This is a genomic window from Mycobacterium sp. TH-M25, from assembly GCF_057473665.1.
In genome coordinates this window covers 1-18,142 of the sequence record NZ_JBYCLA010000412.1, presented here as the reverse complement: position 1 = coordinate 18,142, position 18,142 = coordinate 1, and the positions used below count along the sequence as shown (strand labels likewise).

The window sequence follows — 18,142 nt, the reverse complement described above, 5'->3', positions numbered from 1 at the left end:
AAATAAGGGTAGGCCGTATGCGGATAGGGGTGCTCGGGGGACGGGCGGTGTTGGTGCGGGCAGGCCGGGCGGTGGACGCGGCCGAGGCTTCGGGAGGCCAATTCGGGCCGGATGTCACCCAGCTGTACGAGCGTTGGGGTGACTTTCAGGCACGGGAGTCGACGACAGATCTTGAGGGGGCCGGCGTCGGGTTCCAGGAGCGAGATTTGGCGTGCCCGGTCCCCGAGCCGAGGCAGGCCTTCGCGGTAGGGTTGAACTACGCCGAGCATGCGGGCGAAGTGCACCTGGAAGCGTCAGAGTTCCCGTCAGTCTTTACCAAGTTCCGCTCCGCCCTCCCCGGACCGTACTGCGAGGTGGTGCACCCTGGCGGGCAGGTGGACTACGAAGTCGAGCTCGTAGTGGTCATCGGCCGGCGCGCGTACCAGGTCGACGAACCGGATGGGTGGGAGCACGTCGCAGGGATGACTATCGGGCAGGATCTTTCCGAGCGGATCACCCAGTTCCAGGCCCAACCCGCCCAGTTCAGCCTGGGCAAGTCATTCCCCGGATTCGCGCCGATCGGCCCGGTCGTGGTCACCCCTGACGAATTTGAGAACAGGGACGACCTGGTGGTTGGTTGCGATTTGGCTGGCGAGCAGATGCAGCGCGCACACACCTCGCAGATGCTCTTCACCGTGCCTCAGCTTGTTGCTCAGCTCTCTGCGATTGCCCCGTTGCTACCGGGGGATCTCATTTTCACCGGTACCCCCGGCGGCGTAGGCCTGGCCCGGAAACCGCAGCGCTGGATACAGCCCGGCGAAGTGCTCCGCTCGTACATCGAGGGGATCGGAGAGCTAGAGCAGAGGTTCACCCATGGGTAAGAGGATCACGCTCACCTTCGACAACGGCCCAACGCCAGGAGTGACCGACCAGGTGCTCGACATGCTGGCCGAACGGTCCTTACCGGCGTATTTCTTCGTCGTCGGGAACCGTGTCGAGAACGATCCGGCCGCCTGTGCGCTGCTGACTCGGATGCTTCAAGAGGGCCATCAGGTGGGCAACCACTCACTCACCCATGGAGCCCCGCTCGGCGAACTCGCGCCGATGGAGTCGCTCGTTGAAATCGCCACCACGCACGAGGTACTGGCCGAATTCCTCAGCGACCCGCCGCTCTTCCGGCCATGGGGGACCGAGGGCGAGCTGAGTTCGCGGTGCTTGAACCAAACCGCTGTCGACTATCTCGTAGCTAATGAGCACACGTGCGTGTTGTGGAACAGCGTGCCACGCGATTGGGAGAACCCGACCGGCTGGGCGCACCGCGCGCTCGCCGACACACAACACCAAGAGCACACGGTGGTGGTGTTGCACGACCTGCCGACCGGGGCGATGGACGACCTGCCCAGGTTCTTGGACGAACTCAAGCACGAGGGCGTCGCGGTAAGCGCAGACCTGCCGGAAGTCTGCGTGCCGATCTCCGCCGGACGCATGCGGTGGAGCGTCGAGCATCTGATGCCTCGCCGCAGCTGATCGACGGTGTTACAGGCGCTGAAAACTACTGCGGTGCGGTAGACGATGGCGAGCTCGTCGTAGCGGCAATCCACCAAGTCCTGGGTATCGGCCATCGAACAGCTGGCGGCGCTCCACACCCACCTCCGGCGCGCCGGCCAGGTCCACGCGCACCCGCTGCACGGGCCAGGTTCGTGACGCGGCGTCCCGTCGGGGTCATCTACCAGCGCCAGCGTCGATCCCGGATGCCCCGGTTGACCGCCTGGCTTGCGGCCACTGCGGCGGCGCAGCGACCTCGGCGCCGGCTTGGTGAACGGCGAATCCGTCGATGGTGGCTTCGACGAGTTCTGCGAGTTTTGTCCCGACCGCCGTTTCAGCTCCGCGACCTCGGCCCGCAACTCATCGATCACCGCCCGCGATGCTGCGTTCTCGGCACGCAGTTCCGCGTTCTGCGCAGCGAGCTTCTCGTTGGACGGACGCGGGTAAGTCCCCTGGCGTGGTGGGGTTTCCGGAGTGGGGACCTCGCTGAGGTGGGGCCGGGTGTGTCGTTGCCGTTGTTGGGGTGGGCCATCGCGTAGTGGTCAGTGAGTTACCTACCAAGTGACTCAACAGGAAGACACACCACGCGATGACCCAGGATCATTCTGCCTTGCTTGCCCAGCTCGATGCCCTCAAGTCCGCCGATGCCGGCGCGGTGTTCGCCGAGCTGATCCGTGCGGGGCTGCAGCAGCTCATCGAGGCCGAGGCCACTGAGGCGATCGGCGCCGGCCGCTACCAGCGCAGCGACGGGCGCACGGTGCACCGCAACGGGCATCGGTCCAAGACCGTGTCGACGACCGCCGGGGATGTTGAGGTGGCGATCCCGAAGTTGCGGGCCGGGTCGTTCTTTCCGTCTTTGTTGCAACGCCGCCGCCGTATCGATAAGGCGCTGCATGCGGTGATCATGGAGGCCTACGTGCATGGTGTCTCGACCCGCAGCGTCGATGACCTGGTCGCGGCGATGGGCGTGGAAACCGGTGTCTCCAAGTCGGAGGTGTCGAGGATCTGTGCGGGTCGACAAGGAGATCGAGGCGTTTCGCACCCGCAGCCTGGCCCACACCGAGTTTCCGTACGTGTTCTGCGATGCGACCTTCTGCAAGGTCCGCATCGGGGCGCACTTCGTTTCTCAGGCCCTCGTCGTCGCGACCGGGGTGTCTATCGACGGCACCCGCGAAGTGCTGGGCACCGCCGTCGGCGACAGTGAGTCCTTCGAGTTTTGGCGCGAATTCCTGGCGTCGCTGAAAGCCCGCGGGCTCACGGGGGTGCATCTGGTGATCTCCGATGCCCACGCCGGGCTCAAATCTGCTGTGGCACAGCAGTTCACCAACTCGTCGTGGCAGCGGTGTCGGGTGCATTTCATGCGTAATCTGCACACCGCGGTGGCGGCCAAGCACGCCCCGGCGGTGACCGCGGCAGTTAAGACGATCTTCGCCCACACCGATGCGGGCGAGGTCGCCGCTCAGTGGGACCGCGTCGCCGACACCCTGGCCGCGTCGTTCCCGAAGGTCGCCGCGATGATGGCCGAGGCCAAGATCGACGTGCTGGCGTTCACCGCGTTCCCCAAGGCTCATTGGCAGAAGATCTGGTCGAACAATCCCATCGAGCGGCTCAACAAGGAGATCAAGCGCCGCGCCGATGTCGTGGAGATCTTCCCTAACCCGGCGGCGTTCCTGCGGCTGGCCACAGCGGTGGTCATCGAATCCCACGACGAGTGGCAGGTCACCCGCCGCTACCTCTCCGATGTGTCCATGGACGAGCTACGGACGGTCATCGCACAGAAACACGCCGCGGCAGCTCTTGCCAAACAACACCAAATCGCCTAGCGTTCGACATGACTCGTTGATCGCAACGCGTAAACCACGCCAGATCCGAAGTCCACCACTCCCCGGGACGCTATCACGGACGCCGATCATCAGGCACCCAACCATGATTCGCAGAATGCCGCCCGGATCAACACGACACGCCCATCAGGTCGCAAAAACATCACAAATCACACCAGAACCACAATCAACACCGGTACCTGACCAGTGACGTTTGAAGAATCGAAAGGTGTGTTTGATGTCGAAGCGGCGTAGGAATGCTCGCCAAAGCCGGTCGATGTCGACGGGTTTGGATATTACGGCTGGCGAGAGCCGCCGCAACGTTAGGTTGCTGCCCGAACCGGCCAGGCCGGACTCCGACCGTGTGGCGCCGGATTTCGAGCATGTGCACCGCGAACTCGGAGGCCCGTCGGTGACTGGGTCTGCTGAATGACGCTAAAACATAACATGCAATCGTGATTGCATGTTAACTTCCGGTGGGGATGTTGTACAGGCTAGAACCTGGCATACCCGACCAGGTGCGCCTGAACTGAGCCGAGGGATTCGGGAGGTCGTTCAGTGTCACGGCAACGGAGTTCTTCATTGGGCATTGTGCCGCTGGCGATCGTCAGCACCGCTATTCTTCTGCCGTCGCCTGCCATCGCCGCGCCACCGGAGGACCTGGAGGACTCCGGGGCTGGGGTGACGTTGCTCAACGGCCTGGCACTGATCATGGGTGGCTCAGGAACTCCGATGCCCGGTGCTGAAGAGATCGAAGACATCTTCAGTCGATTCATCGGCTCGAACCCCGAGTACGCCGCGTACGTCGCGCAGGGCTTGCAGACGCCCGAGCAATTCGGACCGTTGACCGGCCTGCACGAGGAGGGGTTCGACCCCTCGGTGGCTCAGGGCGTCACTGATCTGAACACCGCGATCATGGCAGAAATCGCCAAAGGAAACGGTGTGGTCGTTGCCGGCATATCCCAGAGCTCGACGATAGAGAGTCTCGAGGAGGAGTATCTGGCCTCTCTACCTGCCGACCAACGCCCCAGTACCGAGGATCTCTCTTTCGTGCTGCTCAGTAGCGGCAACAACCCGGACGGCGGCATACTGGAACGCTTCGACGGTGCCTACATCCCGTCGGCTGACCTCAGCTTCTCCGGCGCGACCCCCGACGACGTGTACCCGACCGACGTCTACACGCCCGAATACGACGGTTGGTCTGACTTCCCGCAGTACCCGCTGAACATCTTGGCGGACCTCAACGCCATGGCCGGGATCTTGTTTGCCCACGGTACGCCGCCGACCGACACGCCTGCGCAGCTTGCCACGGCAGTCGAATTGCCGACAGTGGGCGACACGCTCACCCACTACTACGTGATTCCCACGCATACCCTGCCGTTGCTGGAGCTGTTTCACGGTGTGCTGCCGGCATGGCTGTTGGATCTCGTCCAACCGGACTTGACCGTGCTGGTCAATCTGGGTTATGGAAACCCTGACTATGGCTGGTCAACCGGGCCGGCGAACGTTCCCACCCCGGCCGGGCTGCTCCCGACCGACGTCAACCCGATCACCGTGCTCGCAGACTTGGTGAAGGGCACCGTACAGGGGGTGAACAGCGCGCTCACCGATCTCGGACAGTCCGAACTGCCGACCCAGATCACCGGCCCCGTCACCGATCTGGAGAACGCTCTGGACAACCTAGCCGGTCAGACCGACCCCGCCGTCCAAGCCTTCAGCACCGGCCTGCAGAACGCCGTTGACAACGTCACCCTTCCCGCCCAGCTGATCAACGCTCTCGATCCGGTGTCCACCGGGCTCACCAGCCTGAACAGCGCTGTCGGCAACCTTATCAACGACCAGATCGATCCGCTGATCCCCCAGGTCATCAACGGGATCGGTGACCCCCTGGAAAACGCCCTCAGCAACGCCGGCGCGCCCGAACAGCTGACCAACGCTGTCACAACTATCGAACAACTGCTTCCGATCCTGCTCGAAGCCCCTGGCAACATCGTCACGAACGATCTCAATTTCATGACCGTCGGATTCCAGGATCTGGCCGCCAATGACTTCGCCGGCTTCGTTCAGGAGCTTGAACTCATCCCAACGGTGGAAGTCACCATACCGATCTTCATCGGCGGCGTCGGCCTGTTTGGACTGGAGACCATCCTCGAAGGCATTCCGCTCACCGCGTTTTGAGGGCCGGGCTGGGCCATCCGGCGATGCTGCCTGCAGCGCGCCGGTGAAGATTTGACGCAGCATTCGCGGCCGAGGAACTCGGTGACCTCAGCCTTCAGAGCCGCCTGCATCAGCAGCTGCGCGCTGCCCAGGCGGGCGACTTCTTCAAGAGTCTCCGCCAACTCCCGATCCTCGGCAAACAAGGCGTCGATCTTGATGCGGATACGGTTCGGTGGCTGATACTCGACCAAGGCATTAACATGCGGTAGCGCAGGTAAGATGACCCCGATGACGGGAGCACGAAAGGGCGGGTGCGGTTGGCCGTGGTGACGAATGGGGAGGGTCGTGCCGCGCGACGTACCCAGGCGCAGCGCAGCGCCGCGATGCGTACCCGCTTGTTGGATGCGACCGTCGAGTGCCTGGTTTCGCACGGCTATGCCGGTACGACGACGCCCCGGATTGCCGAGATGGCCGGCGTCACCCGCGGCGCGCAGATCCACCACTTCCGGTCGAAGGAGGATCTGGTGATCGCCGCCATCGAGCACTTGGCTCAGCAACGCACCCAAGCCGCGATTCGAGAACTTGGCCGTGTCTGGAGCAGCGCCGACCCGGTGTCGACGGTGCTGGATTTCCTGTGGGAATTCCATCAGGGACCGATGTTCGTTGCCACGCTGGAACTTTGGGTTGCCGCCCGCACCGATCCGGTGTTGGCACACCAGATCGTTCGGGTGGAGCCCGTCGTCAACAGCACTCTGATCTCCGCGATCGCCCAGCTGTTGCCGGAGCACCCCGCGCAAAAGGAGCTCCGCAACATCGTCTACACCGCGATGGACGCGCTGCGGGGAATCCTTATTGCGAGCTTCGTCGACCCGGACTCGCAGTGGGCGCGGCGGCGATGGGAGCGCGCGTGCGTGCATCTGCGCGAGATCGCTACCGCCGCACTGCAAACAGCATCGTTGGACTGAGCCGGCGACCAGGCCGCCCGTTAGAGACTGAACGGAACGCCGGCGAGCAGGTCTTCGAGCCCCAGCAGGGGAAGCAGATCCCCGAAGAGGGACAGGCTGATGCTGGCCGTCGGGATGAGCTGGAGTTCTTCGACGAAGCCCGCGAAGTTGTTGGCGACCAAATCCTGGAGCCCGGCAGCGATGTAATGGACGCCGTTGGTGAGAATATCGCCGGGCATCTCGAGCTCGGTGGGTAGCAACTGCTCGATGATATAGAGGCCGAGCTGGACCTGGCTGGGGGCGTCAACGCTGGTCAACACGTTTTGCAGCAGATCACCGACGCCGTATACGGCGCTTTGCACGCCGGAATCGATCTGATCGTTGACCAGCTGGGAAAGCGACGTATCCAGGGAACCGACCAAGCCAGAGACGGGGTCCAGGGCGGCGGCCAGTGGAGCCGGAACGGTGACATTGTTCAGAGCGGCCTGCAGGCCGTCGCTGAGGGCCTGCACGGCGGGATTGGTTTCGCTGGCCAGGGTATCCAGCGCAGTCTCCACATCGCTGATGGGGCCGGTGATTTGGGTTGGCAGCTCCGATTGACCGACATCGGTCAGCGCGCTGTTCACCCCCTGTACGGTGCCTTTGACGAGATCGTCGAGCACCGTGATCGGGTCGACGTCGGTCGGGAACAGCTCGGCCGGGGTAGGCACGTTCGCGGGGCCGTCCCCGTAACCTAGGTCGACGATGACGCGCAGATCCGGTTCGATCAGGTCGATCAGCCACTGCGGCGCGCCGAACTGCTGCAACGGATCCAGCAGCGGCAGATTCTCGGTGGGCACCAGGTAGTAGTGGGTCAGCGTGTCGCCCACCGTCGGAAGCTGCTGAGCCGACGCGATCTGTTCGGGCGTGAGAAGCGGATACGTGCCGTGCACATATGCGATGCCGAACAAGGCGTTGAGGTCGGCCGGGATATTGAGCGGATATTGCGGGAAGTCGGCCCACCCGTCGTACTGCAACGTGTAGATGTCGGTCGGATACACATCGCCGGGGGTCGCGCCGGAGAACGACACATCCAGCGACGGGATGAAGGCGCCGTCGAAACGCTCGAGCAGGCCGCCGTCGGGATTGTTGCCGTCACCGATCATCACGAAGGCGAGCTGGTCTGGACTCGGCCGCGCGTCGGCCGGCAGGGCCGCCAGCTTCTCCAACTCCATGGTTTCCACCGTCGCGCTTTGCGAGTAGCCGAACGCCACCACGTCGTTGCCGGCCTGGATTTGGTTCATGATCGCGGTGTTCAGGACGTTGGTGCCCTGCTGCAGAGCAATGCTTGAAATCTGTGGATCTGCCTGGGAAGGGGCGTACCTTCCCGAGTGGTCAGTGAAGGTTCCAAGCTAAGGCCGGCGTTGGCGCGTCGGCCGGGAAGGTACGACCCATGCTCAACGTAGTCCCTGATTCAGCTGCTGGGGAGGATTCCGGTATCGAGGCCGCGCTGGCGGGCCCGGTGTCGTCGGTGATCGATCAGATTGTGCGCGAGGGTGCGCAACGGATGCTGGCCGCGGCGTTGCGGGCCGAGGTGGCCGCCTACTGCGCCCAGTTCGCCGAGGAGCGCGACGCGAACGGACATCGGCTGGTGGTGCGCAATGGCTATCACGAGCCGCGCGAAGTGACCACCGCAGCCGGCGCGGTCCAGGTGCACGCGCCGCGCGTCAACGACAAGCGGGTCGACCCGGAAACCGGTAAACAGCAGCGGTTTTCGTCGGCGATCCTGCCGCCGTGGGCGCGCAAGACCCAGCAAGTCGCCGAGGTGCTGCCGCTGTTGTACCTGCACGGGCTCTCCTCCCAGGACTTCGGGCCGGCGCTGGGGCAGTTCCTCGGCTCAACCAAGGGTCTGTCGGCGGCGACGATCACCAAGCTGACCGCGACCTGGCAGGCCGAGCAGAAGGCGTTTTCGGCCCGCGACCTGTCGAACGTGGATTACGTCTACGTCTGGGCCGATGGCATCCACGTCAACGTGCGGCTGGAGGAGGCCAAGTTGTGTCTGCTGGTGCTGATCGGGGTGCGCGCCGATGGCCGCAAGGAGCTGATCGCGCTCACCGACGGCTACCGGGAGGCCACCGAATCGTGGGCGGACTTGCTGCGCGATGCCAAACGGCGCGGCATGCGCGCACCTGTGCTGGCGATCGGGGACGGGGCGCTGGGGTTCTGGGGTGCGCTGCGCGAGGTCTTCCCGGAGGCAGGCGAGCAGCGCTGCTGGTTCCACAAGATTGCGAATATCCTTGCCGCGCTGCCGAAATCGGCTCATCCCGGTGCTAAGAAAGCGCTCGCGGAGATCTGGAACGCCGAGGACAAGGCCCACGCGCTGGACGCGGTTAAGGCGTTCGAGGCGGCCTATGGCGCCAAGTATCCCAAGGCGGTCGCCAAGATCACCGACGACCTTGACCCGTTGCTGGCCTTCTACGACTTCCCGGCCGAGCATTGGGTGCACCTTCGCACTACAAATCCGATCGAGTCAACTTTCGCGACTGTACGTAATCGGAGCAAGATCACCAAGGGGCCGGGTTCGCGTGCGCAGGGAATCGCCATGGCTTACAAGCTGATCGAGGCCGCCCAGTCACGCTGGCGCGCGGTGAACGCGCCCCACTTGGTCAGCCTCGTCCGTGCCGGTGCCAAGTTCGAGAACGGCAAGCTCGTCGAGCGCCCCGATGAACAAGCCGCTGACGAGACCCGGGAAGAGGCCGCCTGAAAAATCTCGATCCACAGGTATTGACAATTGCTCCTGCTGCAGCGAGACGCCGAATGTCTCGCTGTCGAGTCCGGTGGTCGGTGCCAGCTGGTTGGGTAGGGGCAGGCCGACCGCGGTATATCCGGGGTAGTGCGGGGCGATGAACTTCTGGGCTTCCGCTAGGTAGCCCGCGGGGGGTATAAGCCACGGGGTTGTAGGCGTCACACAGCACGGGTCGGTGCCGTTCATGATCAGCGCCTCATCGCTGCGCAACGCAACCTCCGCCGTGACGGTGTGCGCCCCGGATGCGAACGGCGGCGTCATCGCCGGCGTCAACACCAGTAGGGCGGTACCGCTCAGCGCCAACGGCACACCACCCAGCGAACGGGAATCGCGTCGGTTCATTGGGGATCTCCTCGGCAACGAGGGATGAAGCACAGGGAATTCAGCTGTAAATCGGCGAAACAAAGCGGGCTGGAGTACCAGCCTGACAGCAGCTACACACTACTTCAGTACCCTCGGCTTAGTCAAGATACAGTCGGCTATGTAGGTTTTTTACCCAGCCTTGGACCGGCATCGCCAAAGACCGGGCTCGATCGCTTCACGCTGCTGGCAGCATGCCGTGGCTCAGCAGCCAGCGGCTGCCGTTCAGACCTTGTACCGCCGCCCCGGGCTGATTAGCATACAATCAGCGATGTATGGTTTCTCACGGACTTGGAAGGGTGTCAGCCGGTTTCCGCGCCGGGTGAGTGGGAGGAGTGGGATGTCAAACAGGGTCTACGTCATCGGTGTCGGGATGACGAAGTTCGAGAAACCGGGGAGCCGGGAGGGCTGGGACTACCCGGACATGACCAGGGAATCGGGGACCAAAGCGCTCGCCGACGCCGGCATCGACTACAACGAGGTCGAACAGGGCTACGTCGGATACGTCTACGGCGAGTCGACGTCCGGCCAGCGGGCGCTCTACGAGCTGGGTCTGACCGGTATTCCGATCGTCAACGTCAACAACAACTGCTCTACCGGGTCTACGGCGTTGTACCTTGCGGCCCAGGCGATTCGCGGTGGCCTGGCCGACTGCACGATCGCGCTCGGGTTCGAGAAGATGAAGCCGGGTTCGCTGGGCACGATGTACGACGACCGCGCCCAGCCGATGGACAAACACATCCTGGCGCTGGCCGAGATCTCCGAGGTGCTCTTTCCGGTGGCGCCGTGGATGTTCGGAGCCGCCGGCCGCGAACACATGAAGCAATACGGCAGCACCGCTGAACATTTCGCCAAAATCGGCTACAAAAACCACAACCATTCGGTGAACAACCCCTACGCACAGTTCCAGGAGTCTTATACGCTCGACGACATCCTGGCTTCGCGGATGATCTACGACCCGCTCACGAAACTGCAGTGCTCGCCGACGTCCGACGGCTCCGGCGCCGCGATATTGGCCAGCGAGAAGTTCGTCGACCAGCACGGTCTGGGCGGGCAAGCGGTGGAGATCGTCGGGCAGGCCATGGCGACCGATTTTGCCAACAGCTTCGACGGCACCTGTAAGGCGCTTATCGGCCATCACATGAATGTGCAAGCGGCGCAACGGGTCTACGACCAGTCCGGTTTGGGGCCCGATGACTTCCAGGTGATCGAGCTGCACGATTGCTTTTCGGCAAACGAGCTGTTGCTCTATGAAGCGTTGGGCCTGTGTGCCGAAGGCGATGCGGCCAAGCTGATCGACAACGACGACACCACCTATGGCGGACGGTGGGTGGTCAATCCGTCCGGTGGTCTGATCTCCAAGGGGCACCCCCTGGGAGCCACCGGGTTGGCCCAGTGTGCCGAGCTGACCTGGCAGCTGCGCGGCGCCGCCGACAAGCGGCAAGTCGAGGGTGTTACCGCGGCACTGCAGCACAACATCGGGCTCGGCGGCGCCGTCGTCGTCACCGCCTATCAGCGGGCCGAACGCTAACCGAATCAACAACTTACGAGAGGAACATCAGTGGGACACATCGAAGCGACCCGTGAACTGTCTGCCGACCCCGAAGCGCTGTGGACGACCGTCAGCGATCTGGCGAACTGGGACACGTGGTTCAGCGTGCATGAGAAGTGGCTTCAGGAACCGCCCGCCGCGCTGGTCGAGGGTGCCAAGCTGACGGCCAAGATCGTCATGCTCGGGATGGCGAACAAAATCGAGTGGACGATCGACTCGGTGGACGCGCCGCGCGAACTGGTGTTGTCGGGCGCCGGGATGGCGGGTGTCAAGGCGAAGTTCACCTTCACCATCGAGTCGGCCGAAAACGGCTCCACATTCACTGTGCTCGGTGATTTCGACGGCGCGCTGATCAAGGGCGCGTTGGGCAAGGCGGTGGAGAAGGACGGCGTCAGGCAACTCGACAAGAGTCTCGACCAGCTCGACGCGCTGGCCTCGGCATCGACCTGAAAGCGGTTTGATGACGGAGGAATTGGAGTTCGACGACAGTGGGTTGGGTCGCTGGACCGACGACGAGCACTTCGAAGTGACCCGCGAGCGGCTCGCGGAGTACGCGGCGGCCACCAACGACCCGATCGAGGCACACCGCAACGGGGATGTCGCGCCCTCGGTGTTCGCGATCGTCCCGGTTTTCGAGGCCCTGCTCACTCCGGCGGTCGACGTGATGCCGGTCGAGTTGATCCCGCGAATCGTGCACGGCGAACAGGACTTCCACTTCCATCGGCCGATTCGCCCGGGCGACAGACTTGTCTCGCGCGGCAAGATGATCGGGTACCAGGGGCTGGAGAACGGCACCCGTGCCGCTATCGTGCTCGAATGCCGGACCGCGGGCGGTGAACCGGTCAACGAGCAGTACGTCACGACGTTCGTGCGCGGCTTCAACGTCGGCAAGGCTGTGGGTGAACTGAGTCCAGACCACAAGTTCGACGACACGTTGCGCGGGCGGGCGCCAATGACCAAAATCGTGCAGCATATCGATGCCGACCAGACCTTCCGGTATGCGCCGGCCGCCGGTGACCCGATGCCGATCCATCTCGACGAAGAGGTAGCCAAAGATGCCGGGCTGCCCGGAATCATCGCCCACGGGCTGTGCACAATGGCGTTCACCTCGTGGGCAGTGCTCACCGAGCTCGCAGGCTCGGATGTGCACCGGCTCAAGCGGTTGGCGGTGCGGTTCTCCAAACCCGTGCTGCCGGGTGACGACATCGAGACCCGGATCTGGACCAAATCCGGCAGCAACGGAGCCACCAGCTACGCGTTCGAGACAGTGCGCGGTGAAGATTTCGTCATCACCGACGGACTGGCGGTAATAGCCGACTGAGAGGGAGGAGTCGTATAGATGGGCGCATTAGACGGCCGGGTTGCGGTGATCACCGGCGCGGGCCGGGGTATCGGGCGTGAACACGCGTTGCTGTTTGCAAAAGAAGGGGCCAAGGTCGTGGTGAACGACCTTGGCGGCGACAACGCCGGCCAGGGCGCTGACAGCGGCCCGGCACGTGACGTGGTGGATGAGATCACCGCCGCCGGCGGCACGGCGATCACCAGCACCGAAAACATCGCCACCTGGGGCGGCGCGGAAAGTGTTGTACTACAAGCTATCTCCGAGTTCGGTCGCCTCGACGTCTTGGTCAACAACGCCGGGATTCTGCGGGATTCGTTCATCGTGGGCATGGAGGAATCGCAGTGGGACGCGGTGATCGCCGTGCACCTCAAGGGCCACTTCGCGATGCTGCGGCACGCCGCCGCCTACTGGAAGGCGCAGTCGAAGGCCGGCGATCAACCCAACGCCGCGGTGATCAATACCGCATCGGGCTCGGGGGTCACGCTGCCGAATGCCGGGCAAGCCAATTATGGCTCGGCCAAAGCGGGAATCGCAGCGCTGACGCTGATCGCGGCCGAGGAACTGGAACGATACGGCGTGCGGGTGAACGCGATCGCACCGATCGCCCGCACACGGCTCACGCTGGCCACGCCCGGAATGGGAGAGCTGATGGGCGAACCCGAGCACGGCGAGCTGGACCTGTTCACTCCGGCGAACATCTCACCGCTGGTGGCGTACCTGGCCACCGAGAAATGCCCGGTCAGCGGAAAGGTGTACGCCGTTCAGGGCGGCGCGATTTCGCTGCTGGCCGGCTGGCGCGACGTGGACACCATCGAGACCGACGGCGCCTGGCTGATCGACGACATCGCGGCACGGCTGCCGCAGTAACCAAGGAGGACAACATGTTCGAATGGTCAGACACTGACCTGATCATGCGGGACACCATCCGCGGATTTATCGACAAGGAGATTCGGCCGCATATCGACGCGCTGGAGACCGGTGAAATCTCGCCGTATCCGATCGCGCGCAAGCTGTTCAGCGAGTTCGGTCTGGACGTGATGGCCGCCGAGGCGGTCAAGACGATGCTGGACAAGGAACGTGCCGGCCACGCTGAGCCAGAGCAGCGGTCAACGGCCGGTTTGGGCGATCTGGGTGCGCAGGCGTCGATGGCCGCGGTGCTGGTGTCCGAACTTGCCGGGGTCAGCATCGGATTGCTCAGCACGATCGGCGTCAGCCTCGGCCTGGGCGCGGCGACGATCATGAGCCGGGGCACGCTGGCCCAGAAGGAACGCTGGCTGCCGGAGCTGATGACGCTGGAGAAAATCGCGGCCTGGGCGATCACCGAACCCGACTCCGGCTCGGACGCGTTCGGCGGGATGAAGACTTACGTCCGCCGCGACGGCGACGACTATATCCTCAACGGGCAGAAGACGTTCATCACCAACGGCCCCTACGCCGACGTACTGGTTGTCTACGCCAAGCTCGATGACGGTTCGGTCGACCGGCGCAGCCGCCCGGTGCTGCCCTTCGTGCTCGATTCCGGCATGCCGGGACTGACGCAGGGCAAGCCGTTCAAGAAGATGGGCATGATGTCCTCGCCGACCGGCGAATTGTTCTTCGACGACGTGCGGCTGACTCCTGACCGGCTGCTCGGCGAAACCGAGCAGCACGGCGACGGCCGCGAAAGCGCTCGGGCGAACTTTGCCGCCGAGCGGCTCGGCGTCGCGCTGATGGCGCTGGGCATCATTAACGAATGCCACCGGCTCTGCGTCGGCTACGCCAAGACCCGTACCTTGTGGGGGCAGAACATCGGGCAGTTCCAGCTCATTCAGCTCAAGCTGGCCAGGATGGAAGTGGCCCGGATCAACGTGCAGAACATGGTGTTTGCGACGCTGGAGAAGCTGCAAGCCGGCAGGGTGCCGTCGCTGGCCGAGGCGTCGGCGATCAAGCTGTACTCCTCGGAGGCGGCCACCGACGTCGCGATGGAGGCGGTGCAGCTGTTCGGCGGTAACGGCTACATGGCCGAATACCGCGTCGAACAACTGGCCCGCGATGCGAAGTCCCTGATGATCTATGCCGGAAGCAACGAGATCCAGGTGACCCACATCGCCAAGAGCCTGCTCACCGGATGATCCGGGCAGTCCAGTCGAGGGCGACGCGCGTCTTTCGGCGCACGTCCCTGGCGATGGTTGACAGACTGTCATACAGTCGCCTCGTGCGATTGGCCTTCACCGCCACGATGGGCGTGCTGGTGTCGAATCGGCGATTGCTCAACCACATACGGCCGGCGGCCGATTGGGCGATTGCCCGCACCAGCCCCGCGGTCTCCGGTGTCCGGGTGGAGCATGTCCGCGCACCGGTGCGCGGCGAGTGGGTACGGGCGCCGGACGCCAAGGATGGCACCGGAGTTGTGCTGGTGCTGCACGGCAGCGGCTACCTGATCTGTTCGGCAAGCACTCATCGCGGGTTCGCCTCGCATCTGTCGCAGTACTCCGGCATGCCGGCTTTCGTCATCGATTACCGGCTGGCACCCGACCATCCGTTTCCGGCAGCCGAAGACGATGCGATGGCGGCGTACCGCTGGCTGCTCGCCCGGGGCCACGATCCGCGGCGGGTTGTGGTTGCGGGCGACTCGGCCGGAGGGCACCTCGCGGTGGCACTGGCGTTGCGCGCCAAGCTCGAAGGGGTGCGGGCTCCGGCTGCGCTGGCATTGTTCGGTCCGCTGATCGACCCCGCATATCAGGCGTCGATTGCCGACACGCGTACCCGTCGGCAGCCGTTGGATCCGCGGGCCGCCGCGCGCGCCATCGCGCTCTACGTCGGCGACTGTGATCCCGCAGACCCTCGGCTGTGCTTGCTGAATGCGGATCTGGCCGGACTACCACCAACCCAAGTGCACTACGGCACAAGAGAAGTCATGCGGGCTGACGCCGAGGAGTTCGCGGCGCGGATAACCGCATCCGGTGGGCGCTGCGACGAACGGGTGTGGCCGGAATTGATGCACGGCTACTGGCTGTGGCCGAGCGGCCACGGCCGAACCAGTTTGCAGACCGCCGGCCTGTTCTTGCGTACCGCGGTCACCGAAGCCGACACCGCGTCATGAACCGCTCGCCCGTGGTCACCAAGGCGCGCGACCTGCTCGGCGGGGCCCGGGTCCTGCAGCGCCGCGGGATTTTCGATCCGTTGCGGCCGGACCGGGCACTGCATGAATTGCGGGCTATTCGGCGCTACGGTGTTTTCGGTGGCCTCGCCGCCTACACTGCCGCCCGGTATGGTGACGCGCCCGCCATTACCGACGAGGCCGGCACGATCAGCTTCCGTGAGCTCGACGAGACGTCAAACGCACTGGCGCGGGGCTTGCAGGCCAACGGGATCCGGTCCGGCGCGGTGATCGCCGCACTGCACCGCAATCACCGGTCCATCGTGGTCACGCTGTGCGCGGCGAACAAGATCGGCGCCCGGGTGGTGCTGATGAACACCGGGTTCGCCGGGCCGCAACTGGCCGATGCCGCTGCCAGGGAACAGGTCAACTGCATTCTCGCCGACGACGAATTCGCCGGCCTGCTCGACACGCTGCCGCCGGAAGCGGTGCGGATCTCCGGCCGTGAACGACACCAGTTGATCGACGGACAGTCGGGGGCTCCGCTGCCTGCGTCGCGACGGCAGGGCGGGATGGTGTTGTTGACCAGCGGAACCACCGGGACCCCGAAAGGAGCGGTGCGTGATCGGATCGACCCACTGCAGTCGGCGCAACTGCTCGACCGGATCGCCTGGCCGGCGCGTGACGCGTGGTGTATAGCGGCACCGCTGTTCCATGGCACCGGCCTGGCGACGTGCGCGCTGGGCCTGGCCCTGGGCAATCGTATTGTGCTGGCGCGCCGATTCGATCCCGAATCCACGCTCGCCGCCGTCGCACGCCACCGCGCAGGCGCGCTTGTCCTGGTACCGACGATGCTGCAGCGCATCCTGGACCTAGGCCCCGAAACACGTGGTCGATACGACACGTCGTCGCTGGCAGTGATTTTCGCTGCCGGATCGGCGCTTTCCCCGGACTTGTGCCGTCGCACCGCCGAGGTGTTCGGCGACATCCTGTATAACCTCTACGGGTCCACCGAAGTCGCCGTCGCCGCCGTCGCGACTCCGCAAGAACTGCGCGCCGCGCCCGGCACCGTCGGCCGGCCACCCATCGGTTGCCGGCTCGCATGCTACGACGAGCACCGCCGCAAGATCACCGATCCCGGGCGTGTGGGCACGTTGTTCGTCTCGAGTGGCCTGAGTTTCACCGGATATACCGACGGCAAGAACAAGGAAATCGTCGACGGGCTGTTGTCCACCGGAGACACCGGGCATTTCAATCGCAGTGGCCTGTGGTTCGTCGACGGCCGCGAGGACGACATGATTGTGTCCGGCGGCGAAAACGTCTTCCCGCTCGAAGTCGAGAATCTTCTTGTCGATCACCCCGACATCGTTGAGGCCGCCCTGGTCGCCGTCGACGACGCCGACTTTGGAACGCGTCTCGCGGCCTACGTGGTGAAGGACCCGACGTCAGCACTGGACGCCGAGGACGTCAAAGCCTATGTGCGCTCACATCTCGCACTGCACAAGGTTCCGCGCGACGTCGCATTCGTCGCGCAGCTGCCCCGCAACGAAACCGGAAAGGTGCGCAAGTCCGAACTCAACAATGACCAATGACGCGCGAGCACTGACACTAACGCCGACGAATCGCCGCCTCAGCCCACCACCCAGATCGCGCAGGCGATGGGACTACCCAAATCGACGGTGACCGGCGCGCAGCCGCTGTTCACCGACGCCGACGGCATGGAGGTCACCGCGCACATCACCGACACACCGCCCAATGTCATCCCGGGACAGGTGGTGTTGACCGTCCCTTTGGTTGACGACCACGAGGGCCTGGATCGTCGCTGGCGACGACGACGGACTACCACAGGGATGGCGTTCGTCTGCATCATCAGCGTGCACACGAACGGCGGCCGGACTGGTGAGCGCCCCGCGATGGCCGCTGGAAGGTGTGCACGGTGGCGGTCGAATCCTTGATCGTCATCGGCGGTGCTGATCGACGACGAAATGTGTTGTCCCCAACACCAACTAGCCCTCAGCCCAGATTTGGCTGTGGTAGGCAAAGCTGATGGACCCATGACTGTCGGTGTCAGCTGTGATCGTCGCCCGCACCACCGAGGAGGCTGACGTGTGTCCGACTTACTGTAATGAGGCATTCGCGGTTCGAAATACCTTCCTGAAAAGCGAATTCAAGGTCGCCTACGAGCCGGGAGCGCGGCTTCGGAGAGGGTAGATTAACGACTTGTCAGCAAGGTCACGATTGTCTGCCGTTTTGACCATGAGCCATTGACAAAATGGCTGGTGACGGTGCTGGCGAAGGTAGAGGTGTTATTTTCGACATCTGAGGTAGGTGTGATTGTTCTGTCGGATTGTGGCGGCCGGATCGCGGTGGTAGACCCATCGGCGAATTCCGGTCTCGAAATACGCGGCGTTACACGTCGCCTATAGCGGTGACGAACTCAAGCTCGGGTGCTCCGTCGAATATCCCGTCGTGGGAGACCAGTGGCACACCGAGGCGTATCGCGGCGGCTGCGATCCATCGGTCGCCGTCATGAAGCTTGTCGGCGAGCGCATGGCCGATCTGTGCGCAGTCCGCACGCA

15 protein-coding genes and 2 pseudogenes are annotated in these 18,142 nt (G+C 64.1%); 15 read left to right on the top strand and 2 right to left on the bottom strand.

The window, feature by feature from the left end:
* Positions 1-17: 17 nt before the first annotated feature.
* Complete coding sequence (locus AC2VOU_RS13895; RefSeq protein ID WP_486957908.1) at positions 18-860, top strand: fumarylacetoacetate hydrolase family protein; 843 nt, start codon at positions 18-20, stop codon at positions 858-860.
* On the top strand, positions 853-1,506 hold the full coding sequence (locus tag AC2VOU_RS13890) for a polysaccharide deacetylase family protein (RefSeq protein WP_486957907.1): 654 nt from the start codon (positions 853-855) through the stop codon (positions 1,504-1,506). Before AC2VOU_RS13895 ends, AC2VOU_RS13890 begins: the two co-directional genes overlap by 8 nt.
* A gap of 190 nt (positions 1,507-1,696) precedes the next feature.
* Here the strand turns inward: AC2VOU_RS13890 and AC2VOU_RS13885 are convergent.
* Positions 1,697-1,925, bottom strand: a pseudogene (locus tag AC2VOU_RS13885) (DUF6444 domain-containing protein); the annotation flags it as partial.
* Between the two features lie 188 nt (positions 1,926-2,113).
* On the opposite strand from AC2VOU_RS13885, the pseudogene AC2VOU_RS13880 reads away from it, so the two are divergent.
* The 3 genes and pseudogenes from AC2VOU_RS13880 (at position 2,114) to AC2VOU_RS13870 (ending at position 6,466) form a co-directional block, all read left to right on the top strand.
* Positions 2,114-3,347, top strand: a pseudogene (locus AC2VOU_RS13880) (IS256 family transposase).
* Positions 3,348-3,935: 588 nt separating this feature from the next.
* The gene (locus AC2VOU_RS13875) at positions 3,936-5,522 is read left to right on the top strand and encodes a PE-PPE domain-containing protein (RefSeq protein ID WP_486957924.1); all 1,587 of its coding nucleotides are present in this window, start codon (positions 3,936-3,938) and stop codon (positions 5,520-5,522) included.
* 362 nt (positions 5,523-5,884) lie between these two features.
* Positions 5,885-6,466: a TetR/AcrR family transcriptional regulator gene (locus AC2VOU_RS13870; RefSeq protein ID WP_486957923.1), complete on the top strand. Its 582-nt coding sequence runs from the start codon at positions 5,885-5,887 to the stop codon at positions 6,464-6,466.
* Positions 6,467-6,486: 20 nt separating this feature from the next.
* Here the strand turns inward: AC2VOU_RS13870 and AC2VOU_RS13865 are convergent, their stop codons facing one another.
* The gene (locus AC2VOU_RS13865) at positions 6,487-7,764 is read right to left on the bottom strand and encodes a PE-PPE domain-containing protein (protein WP_486957922.1); all 1,278 of its coding nucleotides are present in this window, start codon (positions 7,762-7,764) and stop codon (positions 6,487-6,489) included.
* Positions 7,765-7,877: 113 nt separating this feature from the next.
* On the opposite strand from AC2VOU_RS13865, the gene AC2VOU_RS13860 reads away from it, so the two are divergent.
* The 10 genes from AC2VOU_RS13860 to AC2VOU_RS13815 all read left to right on the top strand — a co-directional run bounded on the left by AC2VOU_RS13860 (position 7,878) and on the right by AC2VOU_RS13815 (position 17,518).
* The gene (locus AC2VOU_RS13860; protein WP_486957906.1) at positions 7,878-9,188 is read left to right on the top strand and encodes an IS256 family transposase; all 1,311 of its coding nucleotides are present in this window, start codon (positions 7,878-7,880) and stop codon (positions 9,186-9,188) included.
* A 226-nt stretch (positions 9,189-9,414) separates the two neighbouring features.
* Positions 9,415-9,600: a hypothetical protein gene (locus AC2VOU_RS13855; protein WP_486957905.1), complete on the top strand. Its 186-nt coding sequence runs from the start codon at positions 9,415-9,417 to the stop codon at positions 9,598-9,600.
* A gap of 330 nt (positions 9,601-9,930) precedes the next feature.
* Positions 9,931-11,121, top strand: coding sequence for a lipid-transfer protein (locus AC2VOU_RS13850; RefSeq protein ID WP_486957904.1), 1,191 nt, complete (start codon positions 9,931-9,933; stop codon positions 11,119-11,121).
* Positions 11,122-11,151: 30 nt separating this feature from the next.
* Complete coding sequence (locus AC2VOU_RS13845; RefSeq protein ID WP_486957903.1) at positions 11,152-11,592, top strand: type II toxin-antitoxin system Rv0910 family toxin; 441 nt, start codon at positions 11,152-11,154, stop codon at positions 11,590-11,592.
* 7 nt (positions 11,593-11,599) lie between these two features.
* Entirely contained in the window at positions 11,600-12,463 is an 864-nt protein-coding gene (locus AC2VOU_RS13840; RefSeq protein WP_486957902.1) for a MaoC/PaaZ C-terminal domain-containing protein, read from the top strand.
* Between the two features lie 18 nt (positions 12,464-12,481).
* Positions 12,482-13,351: an SDR family oxidoreductase gene (locus AC2VOU_RS13835; protein ID WP_486957901.1), complete on the top strand. Its 870-nt coding sequence runs from the start codon at positions 12,482-12,484 to the stop codon at positions 13,349-13,351.
* 14 nt (positions 13,352-13,365) lie between these two features.
* Complete coding sequence (locus AC2VOU_RS13830; RefSeq protein ID WP_486957900.1) at positions 13,366-14,595, top strand: acyl-CoA dehydrogenase family protein; 1,230 nt, start codon at positions 13,366-13,368, stop codon at positions 14,593-14,595.
* Positions 14,596-14,678: 83 nt separating this feature from the next.
* The gene (locus tag AC2VOU_RS13825) at positions 14,679-15,566 is read left to right on the top strand and encodes an alpha/beta hydrolase (RefSeq protein WP_486957899.1); all 888 of its coding nucleotides are present in this window, start codon (positions 14,679-14,681) and stop codon (positions 15,564-15,566) included.
* Positions 15,563-17,155: an acyl-CoA synthetase gene (locus tag AC2VOU_RS13820; RefSeq protein ID WP_486957898.1), complete on the top strand. Its 1,593-nt coding sequence runs from the start codon at positions 15,563-15,565 to the stop codon at positions 17,153-17,155. The genes AC2VOU_RS13825 and AC2VOU_RS13820 overlap by 4 nt, the downstream gene beginning before the upstream one ends.
* 66 nt (positions 17,156-17,221) lie before the next feature.
* Complete coding sequence (locus AC2VOU_RS13815; protein ID WP_486957927.1) at positions 17,222-17,518, top strand: hypothetical protein; 297 nt, start codon at positions 17,222-17,224, stop codon at positions 17,516-17,518.
* Positions 17,519-18,142 lie beyond the last annotated feature (624 nt).